Origin of the sequence: Pseudomonas sp. B21-032 (genome assembly GCF_024748965.1) — a bacterium.
Taxonomy (GTDB): Bacteria; Pseudomonadota; Gammaproteobacteria; order Pseudomonadales; family Pseudomonadaceae; genus Aquipseudomonas.
Map to the genome: position 1 here is coordinate 2,822,706 of NZ_CP087180.1, position 13,862 is coordinate 2,836,567.

The 13,862-nt window shown below is 65.1% G+C and carries 13 protein-coding genes; 4 read left to right on the forward strand and 9 right to left on the reverse strand.

Annotated features, from left to right (window positions below; genetic code table 11):
* Nucleotides 1-247 precede the first annotated feature (247 nt).
* Genes LOY54_RS12810 through LOY54_RS12835 form a run of 6 tightly spaced genes read right to left on the reverse strand, consistent with a single transcriptional unit; the run spans nt 248 to nt 7,135 of the window.
* The gene (locus tag LOY54_RS12810; RefSeq protein WP_258610599.1) at nt 248-634 is read right to left on the reverse strand and encodes a RidA family protein; all 387 of its coding nucleotides are present in this window, start codon (nt 632-634) and stop codon (nt 248-250) included.
* 34 nt (nt 635-668) lie between these two features.
* Nucleotides 669-1,361, reverse strand: a complete 693-nt coding sequence (locus LOY54_RS12815; RefSeq protein WP_309475668.1) for a DUF3726 domain-containing protein — start codon at nt 1,359-1,361, stop codon at nt 669-671.
* Nucleotides 1,362-1,363: 2 nt separating this feature from the next.
* The gene (locus tag LOY54_RS12820) at nt 1,364-3,058 is read right to left on the reverse strand and encodes a hypothetical protein (protein WP_258610601.1); all 1,695 of its coding nucleotides are present in this window, start codon (nt 3,056-3,058) and stop codon (nt 1,364-1,366) included.
* 26 nt (nt 3,059-3,084) lie between these two features.
* Nucleotides 3,085-4,635 carry a BCCT family transporter gene (locus LOY54_RS12825; RefSeq protein ID WP_258610602.1) on the reverse strand — a complete coding sequence of 517 codons (1,551 nt, stop codon included), beginning with the start codon at nt 4,633-4,635 and terminating at the stop codon, nt 3,085-3,087.
* Between the two features lie 57 nt (nt 4,636-4,692).
* Nucleotides 4,693-5,679 (reverse strand): dipeptidase, encoded by a 987-nt coding sequence (locus LOY54_RS12830; protein ID WP_258597669.1) that lies wholly within the window; start codon nt 5,677-5,679, stop codon nt 4,693-4,695.
* A 13-nt stretch (nt 5,680-5,692) separates the two neighbouring features.
* Nucleotides 5,693-7,135, reverse strand: coding sequence for an aldehyde dehydrogenase family protein (locus LOY54_RS12835; protein WP_258610603.1), 1,443 nt, complete (start codon nt 7,133-7,135; stop codon nt 5,693-5,695).
* 92 nt (nt 7,136-7,227) lie between these two features.
* Here LOY54_RS12835 and LOY54_RS12840 point away from each other — a divergent pair, with 92 nt between their 5' ends.
* The 3 genes from LOY54_RS12840 (at nt 7,228) to LOY54_RS12850 (ending at nt 9,760) form a co-directional block, all read left to right on the forward strand.
* Nucleotides 7,228-8,109: a LysR family transcriptional regulator gene (locus LOY54_RS12840; RefSeq protein ID WP_258610604.1), complete on the forward strand. Its 882-nt coding sequence runs from the start codon at nt 7,228-7,230 to the stop codon at nt 8,107-8,109.
* Nucleotides 8,110-8,223: 114 nt separating this feature from the next.
* The gene (locus tag LOY54_RS12845) at nt 8,224-8,634 is read left to right on the forward strand and encodes a hypothetical protein (RefSeq protein WP_258610605.1); all 411 of its coding nucleotides are present in this window, start codon (nt 8,224-8,226) and stop codon (nt 8,632-8,634) included.
* Nucleotides 8,635-8,653: 19 nt separating this feature from the next.
* Complete coding sequence (locus LOY54_RS12850) at nt 8,654-9,760, forward strand: alkene reductase (protein ID WP_258610606.1); 1,107 nt, start codon at nt 8,654-8,656, stop codon at nt 9,758-9,760.
* On the opposite strand, the gene LOY54_RS12855 is transcribed toward LOY54_RS12850, so the two are convergent.
* The 3 genes from LOY54_RS12855 to LOY54_RS12865 all read right to left on the reverse strand — a co-directional run bounded on the left by LOY54_RS12855 (nt 9,744) and on the right by LOY54_RS12865 (nt 12,813).
* Entirely contained in the window at nt 9,744-9,944 is a 201-nt protein-coding gene (locus LOY54_RS12855; RefSeq protein ID WP_258610607.1) for a hypothetical protein, read from the reverse strand. The two genes, LOY54_RS12850 and LOY54_RS12855, sit on opposite strands and share 17 nt — an antisense overlap.
* 186 nt (nt 9,945-10,130) lie before the next feature.
* Nucleotides 10,131-11,432, reverse strand: a complete 1,302-nt coding sequence (locus LOY54_RS12860) for an MFS transporter (protein ID WP_258610608.1) — start codon at nt 11,430-11,432, stop codon at nt 10,131-10,133.
* A gap of 67 nt (nt 11,433-11,499) precedes the next feature.
* Nucleotides 11,500-12,813 carry an L-fuconate dehydratase gene (locus tag LOY54_RS12865; RefSeq protein ID WP_258610609.1) on the reverse strand — a complete coding sequence of 438 codons (1,314 nt, stop codon included), beginning with the start codon at nt 12,811-12,813 and terminating at the stop codon, nt 11,500-11,502.
* Nucleotides 12,814-12,914: 101 nt separating this feature from the next.
* Here LOY54_RS12865 and LOY54_RS12870 point away from each other — a divergent pair, with 101 nt between their 5' ends.
* A complete protein-coding gene (locus tag LOY54_RS12870) occupies nt 12,915-13,862 on the forward strand; it encodes a LysR substrate-binding domain-containing protein (RefSeq protein WP_258610610.1) in 948 nt (315 codons plus the stop codon).

The window sequence follows — 13,862 nt, forward strand, 5'->3', positions numbered from 1 at the left end:
GTGCCTACGGTTTTGCGCAGCGCCGGTTGCCCGCAAGCAACCGATGCCAATCGCAGATGGGATCCAATTCTAGCGCTGTTACATCTAGAAATAATTGCTAATTTTGCCAGTGAGTGGTGAAGAAGCCTTTGTTGATCGCCTTAAAATTGAAAATATTGGTGAATTATTGCGATTAAATATTTTTATGAGCATATCCTCACCATTTGAACGCCTGCCTGCGACGCTCAGCCGCAAATTGCACCTGGCGTCAGCCGGCGCTATCGGCAAGGCACGCATAGACCACCAGCTCGACCAGCATTTCCTCCCGCGCCAGGCCCGCCACCACCAGCGCCGCGCGGTTGGGGTAGGGCGCTTGGAAGTACTCGGCGTACACCGCATTGACCGTCGCCAGGTAGCTGCGCTCGGTGACGTAAATCAGCACCTGGACCACGGCGTCGAGCGAACTGCCCGCGGCCTGCAGGGTGTGTTTGAGGTTATCGAGGGTTTGCCGCGCCTGGGCCTCGATGCCGCCGGCCACCACCTGGCCCTGGGCATCGATGGGGATTTGCGCGGTGTACAGCGTGCCGTTGCCGACCACTGCCCATTCCAGCGGGGCCTTGGCGGCGAACAGCTCGGTGTTGATGGCGTATTTCATCGAGGGTGGTCCTTTTAAGTCGAAGGGCAAACAATCAATCGGCATCGCTGCCGCCACCGGCACCGTGGCGGCGTGAGGCTTCGCTGCTTTGCACCAGCACCTGTTCGGCCAGTTGCTTGAGCCGCTGCCAGGTCTGCGGGCTGACGCTAAAGCCCTGGCCAAGGGTGGCCTGCTCGCCAATCTGGGGCCCGGCCGGGGCCGCGGGGCAGCTGAAGGTGACGGTGATGCTCTGTTCCAGCGCCACGGCGCCGGGCTGCGCTTGCAACTGCAACTGCGGGCGATTGCTGCCGGCAACAAAGCTTGCGATGTGTACCTGGCGGGCATCGCTCCAGCGCGCCTGCACCCCGAGCCCCAGCTCGGCGGCGCGGCACAGGTAGCCAAGCAACAGCAGGCGGTTGTGGCAGTGCTGGATCCGCAGCACTGCCTGGCCGCTGGCCTGGGCCTTGGCCACGGCCAGCTCCACGGCGGTAGCGGCGCAGCGCAGTACGCTCTGGCCCTTGGCGTCGATCACCAGCAAGGCGCTGTCTTCAACGTTCAGGGCAAAGGGCTGGTGGGCTTCGCGCTGCAGATAATCTAGGGCCTTGGCCAGGGCGCCGAGGCCGTCCAGCCCTTGCAATTGCAACCAGCCGACCATGTCGGCGGCGTCTTCGCAGTCGCCGGGGGCAAAGCCCATGCCTTCGAAGGCCTTGCGGCACATCACCTGGATTTCATTGAGCGATACGCGCATGGTCATTGGCCTCCGCCCGGCATCACGGCAAAGTTCCAGTCGTCGACGAACGGCTGGCCAATTTCACTCACCAGCGGCGCGCCCTGGAACAGGGTGATGCGTACCCAGCGGCTGGATTTGGGGTCGAATTTGCCGGCGCCAAAAAACGCCAGCTTGCAGCGCAGCAGGTGGATCGGCAGCATGTCGCGGGCCAGCAAGTTGGCGCGGATCTCGCCATAGGCGCACAGGGCCATGCCCTGGAGGCGGCGCACCGTGCCCTTGAAGGCCGGCTGGGCGATCAGAAAGTGCGCGGTCAACTCCCCGGGATGGGCGCGCAGGTGCGCCAGCAGGGCGTGGTAGCAGCGCTGGATGTTACGGGCGATGCCCAGTTGCATTTCTTTGTCGGCGCCCGGTTCTTCGGCGCGCATGCCCAGGCGCGGCTCTTCTTTTTCCGCCGAGCGGTACCAGAAGAAGTGCTCGGCATCGCTGGCACTGAAGTCGTAGGCCAGGGCCCAGGCGTAGTGGCTTTCGATCAGCTCGCGCAGCTCGGTCAGGGGCATCTGCGCCTGCAGGCGCCAGCCTTCGTTGACGCCCATCTGCTCGGCCAGCGGCGTCACCTGGTCGGGGTACAGTTCCAGCAACAGGCTCACCAGCAGTTCCTGGCAACCGATGCCGGCGTGGGCTTCGCTCCAGGCCAGCAGGCGTGGCCAGAGGTCGGCGCTGGCTGGCTGGCGCTCGAGCCAGGCGCCCAGGGGCGCCAGTTCGGCCAGGGTTTGCTGGTCTTGCTGGTGCTGGCGCAGGTCTTCGGTCAGGGTTTGCTCCAGGTGCAGCTGCGCCCGTTGCAGCAGCGCCTGCAAGCGTTGCAGGCGGGCAGGCTCGGCCGCTTGCGCCAGCACCCGGGCCAGGGCGGTTTCCCGGGCCCACAGCCACTGGTTGACCAGTTGCGGGTGGTTGAGCAGAAACGGCGCCATGCCCAGCCCGGTCGAGTTGCCGACGCCCAGGTAGCGTTGCAGCGCCACGTCGAGTTTTACCGCGCGTTGCGGGGCGCGGGCACGGGCCATGTGCTCGATCTGCTCGATGCTGAAATGGCGCAGCAGGTACACGGTGAACATCTGCGCGCTGAACGGCTGGTTGAAGTCGGGGTTGTGCTGCAGGCAGCCGAAGTCGGCGATGCCGAACTTGCCGTTGCCGTACACCGCAGTGGTGCGGTACAGGTAGCCGACGTCGGCCAATTGCCGTGGGTCGGGCTGGGTGCCCTCGGCCAGGGCGCTGACGAAACGCTCGAAATTGCGCAGGCTGCGGTTGGCCCGGGACAGCACCAGTACCCGCGCATCGAAGCGCCCGGCTTCCTGCAGCGGCACGTTGCGCTGCAGGTCGGCCAGTTGCGTGTCATCGACATCGCCGGCGACCAGCACGAAACACACATCCCATTGATCGGCGATCACCCGGTCGCTGCGTTTTTCCGCAGGCAGGTAGGCCGAGAAGATCACGCAATGGTAGTGCGCACTCGGCGTGTCGATGCGGTAGATCGCGGTGCCGAAGCCTTCAGCGTCGAGCTCGAAGCGGCTGCGCTGGATGCGCCATTGCTGGTTCATCATCCGCCGCATGCTGCTGCGCACGAAACTCAACGGGCTCTGGAAGTGGCTGCCCAGCCGGGCCAGGTCCATGACCTGGCTGGCGGGGCGCAACGCGGGTGCTGCAGGGGCGGAGCTGGACATTGTTACTGTTCCTGGCTGCATCATGGTCAAAGGCCTTGTTCGCGGGCCATGTGCCGGGCGATGCGCACGGCATCCCACAGCGCTGGCAGGATCACCAGCGACACCGGCACCGCGGTGATGACGATAAACGACTGCAGGGCGGTGACGCCGCCGGCGCCGATGGTAATCAGCACCACTGCGGCCAGGCCCATGCCGATCGCCCAGAAGCCGCACAGCCATTTCTTCGGCTTGTCGTTGCTGGACATCGCCAGGGCCACGGTGAAGGCCATGGCGTCGCCATTGGTGGCCACCGAGATAAAGCTCAAAAACAGAAACAGCGCGCTGATCAGGCCACCCAGCGGCAGGTTCTGGGTCACGCCCAGCAGCAGGTCTTCGGGCTGGCTGCCGTGGGCGGTGACGATCCCCGGGGTTTGCAGCTCAAGGCCGATACCGGTGCCACCGACCACGGTGAACCAGAACATGGTCACCAGCGGGGCGATGATCGACAGGGTCATGATGATCTCGCGGATGGTCCGGCCCCGCGAAATCCGCGCGACGTACAGCGCCACCATGGGCGCATAGCCGATGAACCAGCCCCAGTAGAACACCGTCCACCAGTCCAGCCACTTGGGATCGGCGCGGAACATGGTCAGCGGGATGAAGTGCTCCACGTGCAGGGCGAAGGCTGCAGGGAAGCCGCCGAGGATGAACAGCGTCGGCCCGAACACCACCATGAACAGCGCAAGGCCGAGCATCAGCCAGACGTTGATCTCGCTGACGAAGCGGATGCCCTTGAGGCCCACCAGGCACGAGGTGGTGTACATCAGGGTGACCAGCACGATGGTGATCGACTGGGTGACGATGCCGTTGGGCACGCCCCACGCCGCATGCAGGGCGCTGCTGATCTGCAGGCCGAGAAAACCGATCGGGCCGATGGTGCCGGCGACCACGGCGATGATCGAGGCGGCGTCGGCGAAGGTGCCGATCGGGCCTTTCAGGGCGCGCTGGCCAAACAGCGGGTAGAGCAGGGTGCGTGGCGCCAGCGGCAGGCCCTTGTCGTAGTGCAGGTGCATCAGCACGATGGCCAGCAGGCTGCCGAGCACCGCCCAGGCGAGAAAGCCCCAATGCACGAATGCCTGCGCCAGCGCCGCAGTGGCCGCCGCTTCGCTGTGCGGGGCGATGCCGGTGAAGAACGGCGGCGGGCTGGCGAAATGCATCAACGGCTCGGCCGCGGCCCAGAAGGCGCCACCGCCGGCGAGCAGGGCGCACATGATCACCGCGATCCAGTTGAAGGTGCTGATGTCCGGGCGCTGGCTGACGCCGCCCAGGCGCACGCGCCCGCACTTGCTGAAACCGATGCCCAGGCTGACCACGAAGGTCGCCAGCATCAGCACTTGCCAATACAGGCCAAAGGCCTTGGTCGACCAGGCGAACAGACTGTTGACCAGGCTCGAGACCGCGTCGATGTCGACCAGCGCGGCGATCAGGAACGCGCCGAGAAAGCCGCCGCTGATCACGAACAGCGGCCAGTCGATATCGCGCGCGAGGGGCAGGCCTATGGCCTGGCCGTCAGCCTGCAGGGTGCTTGGGTTTTTCATGAAGCCTCCGGAACCTGCGATTGTTGTTATTGTTGATGCTGTCCGTGCAGGGATGGCTCAGGCCTGCGCCGTGGTGGCGGTTTCCAGCAGGCGCAGCCAGTTCAAGCCCATGATCTTGCCGACATCCTCTTCGGCGAAACCGCGGGCGCGCAGGCCCCGGGCGATGTTGGCAAAGTCGCGGCTGTCGCGGAACCAGCCCAGCGGCTCGGGCCAGTTGGCGTTGTCGCGGGAGCCTTCGCCGTAGTCCTTGTCCTTGCTCCAGCGGCCATTGCGCATCCATTCGAGCACCGCCAGCGGTTGCGCCTGGCACAGGTCGGTACCGATGCCGATGTGCTCGACACCCATCAGGTCGGCCGTGCTGGCGATCATGTCGCAGAAGCTTTCGAGGCTGCAGCTGGAGGCGCCCTTGAGGTGGAACGGGTAGGTGCTGAAGCCCAGCAGCCCGCCCGACTCGGCAATGCCGCGCAGTACCGCGTCGGACTTGTTGCGCTTGGCGGCATGGAAGCTCGACGGGTTGGCGTGGGAGATGATCACCGGCCGGCTCGACAGCTCGATGGCTTCCAGGGTGCTGCGCTCGGCGCTGTGGGACATGTCGATAAGCATGCCGACCCGGTTCATCTCGGCGATCACCTGGCGGCCGAAGCGGCTGATGCCGTTGTCTTCGCGCTCGTAGCAGCCGCTGGCGAGCAGGCTCTGGTTGTTGTAGGTCAACTGCATGACGAATACCCCGAGCTGGCGGAAAATTTCCACCAGGGCGATGTCGTCCTCGATCGGTGAGCAGTTCTGAAAGCCGAAGAAAATCCCCACCCGGCCTTCCTGCTGCGCCAGGCGGATGTCGCTGGCCGAACGCACCGGGCGAATCAGTTCGGGCCAGGTTTCGAAACGACGGTTCCATTCGCCCAGGCGCGAGAGGGTTTCCCGCGCGTTCTCGTGGTAGGCGATGGTGGCGTGCACCGCGCTCAGGCCGCCGGCTTGCATCTGGCGGAATATGTCCGGGCTCCAGTTGGAGTACTGCAGGCCGTCGATCATCAGCAGGTCGTGCATGGCAGGTACTCCCTCAAGGGCGGACATAAACGGTCTTGACCACGGTGTAGAAGTCGCGGGCGTACTGGCCCTGTTCGCGGGGGCCGAAGCTTGAGGCTTTGCGCCCGCCAAACGGCACGTGGTAGTCGGTGCCGGCAGTCGGCAGGTTGACCATCACGCAGCCGGTCCGGGCACGGCGCTTGAACTCGCTGGCATGGCGCAGCGACTGGGTGATGATCCCGGCGGTGAGGCCATACTCGGTGTCATTGAGGGTGGCCACGGCCTCATCGAAATCGGCCACGCGGATCACGCAGGCGATCGGCCCGAACACTTCTTCGCGGTTGATGCGCATGTCGTTGCGGCTGTCGATGAACAGCGCCGGGCGCATGTAGTAGCCGTCGCTGTCCAGTTGCAGGCGTTCGCCACCTTCAACCAGGGTGGCGCCTTCGGCCTGGGCCAGGCGCAGGTATTCAAGGTTCTGTTGCAGTTGCCGGGCCTCGGCGACCGGGCCGATGTGCACGCCGGCGGTCAGTGCAGGGCCGACTTTCAACTGGCGCATGCGTACCCGCAGGGCCTCGACAAAGCGGTCATGAATGCCGGCGCAGACAATCAGCCTGGAGGACGCCGTGCACTTTTGTCCGGTGCCGAAGAACGCGCCGTTGAGCGCGCATTCGACGGCAGTGTCGAGGTCGGCATCGTCCATCACCACCAGGGCATTCTTGCTGCCCATCTCCAGCTGGCAGCGCACCAGGTTGGCAGCGGTTGCCTGTGCTACGTGACGGCCGGTGGCCAGCGAGCCGGTGAAGGTCAGGGCATCGATTTCGGCCGACTGCACCAGGGTTTCGCCAACGCTGGCACCGCTGCCCATCAGCAGGTTGAAGGTGCCGTGGGGCAGGGCCTGGCGGCTGATGATCTCGGTTAGTGCCCAGGCACTGGCCGGCACCAGGTTGGCCGGCTTGAACACCACGGCGTTGCCGAAGGCCAGGGCCGGGGCGATCTTCCAGGCGGCGGTGGCCATGGGGAAGTTCCACGGGGTGATGATGGCGACCACACCGACCGGCTCGCGGTGCACTTCGATGTCGATGCCGGGGCGCACGGAGGCGGCGGTTTCGCCCATCTGGCGCAGCACTTCGGCGGCGTAATAGTGGAAGAACTGGCCACTGCGGTTGACCTCGCCGATGCCTTCGGCCAGGGGTTTGCCTTCTTCGCGGGAGAGCAACTGGCCGAGCTCTTCCTTGCGCGCGATCAGCTCATCGCCGATGGCCATCAGCACCTGCTGGCGCGCTTCCAGGCCGCTGGCGGCCCACAGCGGTTGCGCGGCGCGGGCGGCCTGGATGGCCAGGCGGGTCTGCTCGGCAGTGGCCTGGTGGTACTCGCCGATCAGGTCGCGGGTGTCCGAGGGGCTGTAGTTGCTCAGTGTGGTGTGACCTTCGCACCACTGGCCATCGATGTAGTTCTTGTAGGGAGTGAGTGACATGAGAAGCCTCCGTTTGCCTGGCTCTCATCTTGCGAGCAATATGAAACAAATAAAAATTAATAAAAAAAATGAATCGATAAGGATTACTAAGCATGTTGCCCGAGCTGAAAATCGCCCAGATCCGCTACTTCCTGCTGGTGGCCGAGCTCAAGAGCTTCAACGCCGCTGCCCGCCAGGCCTACCGCACTCAGCCTGCGGTATCGCTGGCGGTGCGCGAGCTTGAGCAGAAGCTGGGCCAGGCGCTAATCGAAAAAGGTGGTGGGCGGGTCGAGCTGACACCCTTTGGCGAGCATTGCCTGCCATTGTTTCGCGGCCTGATCGAGCACCACGACCGGATTGCCCGCGAGGTGGCGCTGCTGGTTCAGCACGAGATCGGCCAGGTCAGCATCGCCACCGTGCCGTCGGTGGCCAGCCGTGTGCTGCCGGCGCCGCTGGCACGCTTCGTCGCCGAGCACCCTAATGTGCAGATCAGCATCCAGGACGGCAGCGCCGACAGCGTCCAGCAACTGTTGACCCAGGGCCAGGTGGATTTCGCCATCAGCAGCCTGTGGATGGCCGACGAGCAGATCGAGTTCGCGCCGATGCTGCACGACCAGGTCGGGGTAGTGTGCCGCGCCGACCACCCGCTGGCGCAGGCTGGCGAGGCCTTGCACTGGTCACAGCTGCAGGGCCTGGCGATGATCCGCAACGGCACCTCGCGGCTGCTCGAAGGTACCGACGCCGAGGGCTTGCTGGCCCACAGCCGGCTGTTCGTCTCCAACATGATTTCGCTGATCGCCATGCTCGAAGAAGGCGTGGGCATCAGCACGCTGCCGTACCTGGCCTTCCCCCAGGAGAACGACAAGCTGGCCTTCCTGCCCCTGGCCGCGCCCAAGGTCGAGCGCCAGATTGGCCTGTTGACGCGCAAGGGCCGCAGCCTGTCGCCGGCGGCGCAGGCGTTGATGGTGTTCTTGCGGGCGCATGCCTTCACTTAGTGGCGGGTTTCGACTGATCTATAAAAATTGCTAACAAGTCATTGCAGTCCAGCCCTGTTTATCAGCGACTTTCAATCAAACATCATGCTGACACCCCACACAGAGGTGCTCAGTATGACCCTTGACCTGCAGTTCGATCACCTGGCCTTCACCAGCGCCGCCGACGGCGAGCTTCAGGCTGCGCTGCAAACCCTGCTGGGCGTCGAGCCCGGGCCGAGGCCGGCGTTTCCATTTCCCGGGCAATGGCTGTACCAGGGCGACCAGGCCCTGGTGCATCTGATCCAGGGGCCGCACACCGAGCTCAGCCATCTGGCCCTGCGTACCCGGCAGCCGGCGTCGGCAGTGCTCGAACGCGTCCGCGCCAGTGGCCTGGCCTACCAGGTCGCGCTGGTACCGGAGCAACGCATCTGCCAACTGTTTGTCAGCCTGCCCGGTGGCCTGGTCCTGGAACTGGACTGCCCGCTCGATCGCGACGACCTCGGCATTACCCACGACTACCAGCAGTGCGACCACGCACCTGTCTGACTTCAGGAGAGCCACACGCATGTCTACTTCAGTTTCGTTGTTCACAGCCTTTGAACTGGGCCCACTGCAGTTGCCCAACCGTATCGTCATGGCGCCGATGACCCGCTCGCGCAGCAGCCAGCCCGGTGATGTGCCCAACGCCATGATGGCGGCCTATTACGCCCAGCGCGCCAGTGCCGGCCTGATCCTCAGTGAAGCCACGCAGATCAGCCCGCAGGGCAAGGGCTATAGCTTCACCCCCGGCATCTACAGCTGCGCGCAGGTGGCCGGCTGGCGTCAGGTGACCGACGCCGTGCATGGCCAAGGCGGGCGGATTTTCCTGCAGCTGTGGCATGTCGGGCGCATGTCCCATGCGAGCTTCCATGCCGATGGCCAGCCGGTTGCGCCGTCAGCGCTGCGTGCCGATGCCCAGGTGTGGGTGGTGGGCGATGATGGCGTCGGGCGCATGGTCGAGGTCAGCCCGCCACGGGCCCTGAGCCAGGCAGACATTCAAGCGGTGATCGAGGATTATCGGCTTGCCGCCCGGCATGCCCGCGAGGCGGGTTTTGATGGCGTCGAGATTCACGCGGGCAACGGTTACCTGATCGACCAGTTCTTGCGCACCACCTCCAACCTGCGCAATGACGCCTACGGCGGCAGCCGCGAAAACCGTATCCGCTTTCTGCTGGAGGTGGCCGCGGCGGTGGCCGACGAAATCGGTGCGCAGCGCACCGGCGTGCGCCTGGCGCCCTACATCACCGCCCGCGGCATGGACTGCGCGGACGTCATCCCGACCATCCTCCAGGCCGCCAAGGCCCTGGGCGCCCAAGGCATTGCCTACCTGCACCTGGCCGAAGCCGACTGGGACGATGCCCCGCAGATCCCCGAGCCGTTCCGCCATGAGCTGCGCCAGGTGTTTGCCGGCGCCATCATCGTTGCCGGGCGCTACGACGAGGATCGCGCGCAGGCCTTGCTCGAGGCCGGGCTGGTCGACCTGATTGCCTTCGGCCGGCCCTTTGTCGCCAACCCGGACCTGCCGGCGCGGCTGGCAAACGGCTGGCCGATGGCGCAGTTCGATGGCAGCCGCCTGTTTGGTGGAGATGAGCTGGGCTACAGCGACTATCCAGCCTTTATGACAGGCAAGTGAAGTGGCTGGGTTCCTGGGCTGCAAGCATCAGCTCCAGCGGTACCGGGACTACCCCGTCAAGGCCGGCGGGTGCCTGCAAGCCCACCACCAGCAGCGCCGGGCGCTCGTTCGGTTCGCTCGTGCCTGCGGCCACGGCGTTGGTCATTCTGGCGTGGTTGGCTGCAATTTCAGTGAGGGTAGACACGTGACTTCTCCGGTGACCGAGCAAGGCGATTGCTGGCGTCCATAAGCGTTGGGGGGCTGGCCGTCGCGTCAGTATTACGTCACTGCCCGACGGTGATTGCCAGCCTCTGCAATCCGCAGGCCAAGCCTTGTCAAAAAATGGACAGGCCTGGCCGGTTTGCGATGGACGGAGTCACCTCGGGCTGTGCTAGGGCTCCTGACCCTGGCGCAAGCGCGTGCTGATCAGCGCCGCCAGCACCAGCAGCGCGGCGATCAGCCACAGGCCGTTGCGGGTATTGCCGGTGGTCTGTTCGATCAGGCCCATCACTGACGGCCCGACAAAACCGCCGAGCAACCCGCAGGTGGTGACGAAGGCCAGGCCCGCCGCCAGGGCATTGCCGCTGAGGCGGCTGGAGGGGAAGACGAAGATGATCGACTGCACCACGAACAGCATCAACGCGGTCAGCGAGAAACCGATCAGGCCGATGAACGAGTTCGACAACGACGCCAGCAGCAAGCCGGCGGCCATGGTCAGCAAACCGAAGAACAGCAGGGTGCGGCAGCGCCCCGGTGAGGTAGCCAGGCGCGGCAGGGTGGCGGCGCCGATGGCGGCGGCAATCCACGGCACCGAGGTCAGCAGGCCGATCTGCAACGGGGTCAGGGCGGCGTAGGTGCCAATGATGCCCGGCAGGAAGAAGATCACTGTATAGATGGTGATCTGGTGCACGAAGTACACCGCGATCGCCAGCCAGATCTGTTTGTCAGCGAACATCTGGCTGAGCCGGCTCTGTTGCGGCGCCGAGGCTTTTTCCGCGTTCAGGCGCTGCTCGATGTCGCGGGCATCGGCCGCCGACAGCCAGGGCGCGGAGGCCGGGCCGTCCGGCAGTTTCTTCCACACCACATAGGCCAGGGCCACTGCCGGCAGGCCTTCGATGACGAACAGCCACTGCCAGCCATGCCAGCCCAGCAGGCCGTCGAGTTCGAGCAAGGCGCCGCCCAGCGGACCGCTGAGAATATTCGCCAGGCACACCCCGAGCAGAAAATAGCCGGTGGCCCGCGCCCGTTGCTCGCGGTCGAACCAGTAGGTCAGGTAGAGCATCACCCCGGGGAACAACCCGGCCTCGGCCACGCCCAGCAGCAGGCGCATGATGTAGAACGAGGTTTCGCCCTGGACGAAGGCCATGCCCGCCGACAGCAGGCCCCAGGTGATCATGATGCGGGTGATCCAGAAACGCGCGCCGACCCGGTGCATGATCAGGTTGCTCGGCACTTCGGCCAGCGCGTAGGTCAGGAAGAACAGCCCGGCACCCAGGCCATAGGCTGCGGCCGAAAGGCCCAGGTCGATGCCCATGCTGGCCTTGGCCAGGGCAATGTTGGTGCGGTCCAGAAAACTCATTACATAGACCACGATCAGCAGCGGCATCAGCTTGCGCAGCAGCAGGCGGTTCAGGCGCTGGTCGTCGGCGACGGCAGGCGCGGCGGCCGTTGTCGCGTTAGTGAGGATTGTCATTGTTTTTTCCCCGTTCAAATGTACGTACTGCGCGCCGCACGTGTTGCGGCGCGCAGGCTCAGGTCAGTCAGTCACGGTTGATGTCCAGCCACACGGCGCCATCGGGATACTGGTAGCGCTCCAGGGTTTGCGCGTGCATTTCGATGCTGTAGCCAGGGCGTTGCGGCGGCATGTAGCGACCGCGGCGGATCACCACCGGGTCGATGAAGTGTTCGTGCAGGTGGTCGACGTACTCCAGCACGCGGTTGTGCAACGAGGCCGAGACGGCGATGTAGTCGAACAGGGCGATGTTTTGCACATATTCGCACAGGCCGACGCCGCCGCCATGGGGGCACACCGGCACATCGTACTTGGCCGCCATCAGCAGCACGATCAGCACCTCGTTGAGGCCACCCAGGCGTGCGGCATCGAGCTGGCAGAAATCCAGCGCGCCGGCCTGGAACATCTGCTTGAACATCACCCGGTTGTGGCAGTGTTCGCCGGTGGCGACGCCGATCGGCGCAATGCGCTGGCGGATTGCGGCGTGGCCGAGAATATCGTCGGGGCTGGTCGGCTCTTCGATCCACAGCGGCTCGAAGACTGCCAGGCGGCGCATGTTGGCCACCGACTCATCGACGCTCCAGACCTGGTTGGCGTCCATCATCAGCGTGCGCTCCCAGCCCATTTCGTCGCGCAGGATGCTGGCGCGGCGCATGTCGTCTTCAAGGTTGGCGCCGATTTTCTGCTTGATGTGGGTCCAGCCGTCAGCGATAGCCTCGCGGGTCAGCTGGCGCATTTTCTCTTCGCTGTAGCCGAGCCAGCCGGGTGCGGTGGTGTAGCCGGGGTAGCCTTCGCGCAGCATCTGCGCCTCGCGCTCGGCCTTGCCTGGCACCTGACGGCGCAGCAGGGCGATGGCTTCTTCGGGGGTGAGCACGTCGGTGACGTAGTTGAAGTCCAGGCAGCCCACCAGCTGTTCGGGGCTCATGTCGGCGAGCAGTTTCCACACCGGCTTGCCTTCGTGCTTGGCCCACAGGTCCCAGACCGCATTGACGATGGCGGCGGTTGCCAGGTGAATCACGCCTTTTTCCGGGCCGAGCCAGCGCAACTGGCTGTCGCCTGCGGTAAAGCGGTGCCAGAAGCCGCCCATGTCGGCGGTGATGTCTTCAAGGGTCAGGCCGACAATCAGTGGCGCCAGCGATTGCACGGCGGCGGCGCAGATCTCGTTGCCGCGCCCGATTGTGAAGGTCAGGCCGTGGCCTTCGAGGCTGTCGGCATCGGTGTGCAGCACGACGTAGGAGGCCGAGTAGTCCGGGGCGCTGTTCATCGCGTCGGAGCCGTCCAGCGACAGCGAAGTAGGGAAGCGGATGTCGCGAACACTCAAGTGGGTAATACGTATGCTCATGGCGGGCTCTTGTTCTGGGGTGGCACAGGGAGACCTGACTGTAGGTTGTCGAGCGATACAGGCATAATCGCCAATTCCTAAGTAGGGATACCGGATTTGATATGTCTTCTAAGCCCGAGCACGCGCTACCAGCCCCTGCCAGCCTGGGGGCGCTGAAGATCTCCAGCCGGCAGATCACCTTGCTCAACGCCCTGGGCGAGTTCGGCAATTTGCGCCGCGCCGCGGCGGCGATGCACACCACGCAACCTGCGGCCAGCCTGTTGCTGCAGCAACTGGAAGAGCGCCTCGGCGTGCGCCTGTTCGAACGTTTGCCCCGGGGCATGCAGCCGACCCTGTATGGCGAGGTGATGATCCGCTACGCCCAGGGCGCCCTGCACGAATTCGAGCACGCCCAGGCGCAGATCGCTGAACTGGCCCGCGGCGCCTCCGGCCTGGTGCGGGTCGGTAGCGTCATGGGCCCGGTGCCGGGGCTGCTGACCCAGGCGGTGCTGGCCTACAAGCGCGAGCACCCCAAGGTGCGTATTTCGCTGGAGGTCGGTACCAGCGACACCTTGCTGCCGTCGCTGCTGCGCGGCGATTTCGACCTGGTGGTCGGGCGCCTGCCGGATCAGAGCGACAGTCACGAGCTGAACATCGAACTGTTCGACAGCGACGAGCAGATGCGCGTGGTCGCCCGTGCCGGGCATCCACTGGCCGGCGCCGCACGCCTTGCGCTGGCCGACCTCGCCGAGCTGACCTGGATCCTCCACCCGATCGGCAGCCCCATGCGCCGGCGGGTCGAGAACGCTCTGCAGGCAGCCGGCATGGTGCAGTCGCTGGACATTGTCGAGACCGCCTCGATCCTCGCCACCACGGCCATGCTTGAGGCCTCGGACATGATTGCAGTGGTGCCCAACGACGTCGCCGAGCATTATGCCCGTTACGCCATGGTTGCCATCCTGCCGGTGGAACTGCCGATCTCGATGGTCAACCTGGGGCTGCTGACCTTTCGTTCGCGGCCGCGCTCGGTGGCCCTGGAAACCCTGTTGCACTACCTGCGGGCGCAGTAG

Coding starts and splice junctions, on each gene's coding strand:
- LOY54_RS12825 (WP_258610602.1), bottom strand. CDS start 4,635: ATGAAAAACCCAAGCACCCTGCAGGCTGACGGCCAGGCCATAGGCCTG.
- LOY54_RS12810 (WP_258610599.1), bottom strand. CDS start 634: ATGAAATACGCCATCAACACCGAGCTGTTCGCCGCCAAGGCCCCGCTG.
- LOY54_RS12840 (WP_258610604.1), top strand. CDS start 7,228: ATGTTGCCCGAGCTGAAAATCGCCCAGATCCGCTACTTCCTGCTGGTG.
- LOY54_RS12830 (WP_258597669.1), bottom strand. CDS start 5,679: ATGCACGACCTGCTGATGATCGACGGCCTGCAGTACTCCAACTGGAGC.
- LOY54_RS12850 (WP_258610606.1), top strand. CDS start 8,654: ATGTCTACTTCAGTTTCGTTGTTCACAGCCTTTGAACTGGGCCCACTG.
- LOY54_RS12835 (WP_258610603.1), bottom strand. CDS start 7,135: ATGTCACTCACTCCCTACAAGAACTACATCGATGGCCAGTGGTGCGAA.
- LOY54_RS12865 (WP_258610609.1), bottom strand. CDS start 12,813: ATGAGCATACGTATTACCCACTTGAGTGTTCGCGACATCCGCTTCCCT.
- LOY54_RS12845 (WP_258610605.1), top strand. CDS start 8,224: ATGACCCTTGACCTGCAGTTCGATCACCTGGCCTTCACCAGCGCCGCC.
- LOY54_RS12820 (WP_258610601.1), bottom strand. CDS start 3,058: ATGTCCAGCTCCGCCCCTGCAGCACCCGCGTTGCGCCCCGCCAGCCAG.
- LOY54_RS12815 (WP_309475668.1), bottom strand. CDS start 1,361: ATGCGCGTATCGCTCAATGAAATCCAGGTGATGTGCCGCAAGGCCTTC.
- LOY54_RS12870 (WP_258610610.1), top strand. CDS start 12,915: ATGTCTTCTAAGCCCGAGCACGCGCTACCAGCCCCTGCCAGCCTGGGG.
- LOY54_RS12860 (WP_258610608.1), bottom strand. CDS start 11,432: ATGACAATCCTCACTAACGCGACAACGGCCGCCGCGCCTGCCGTCGCC.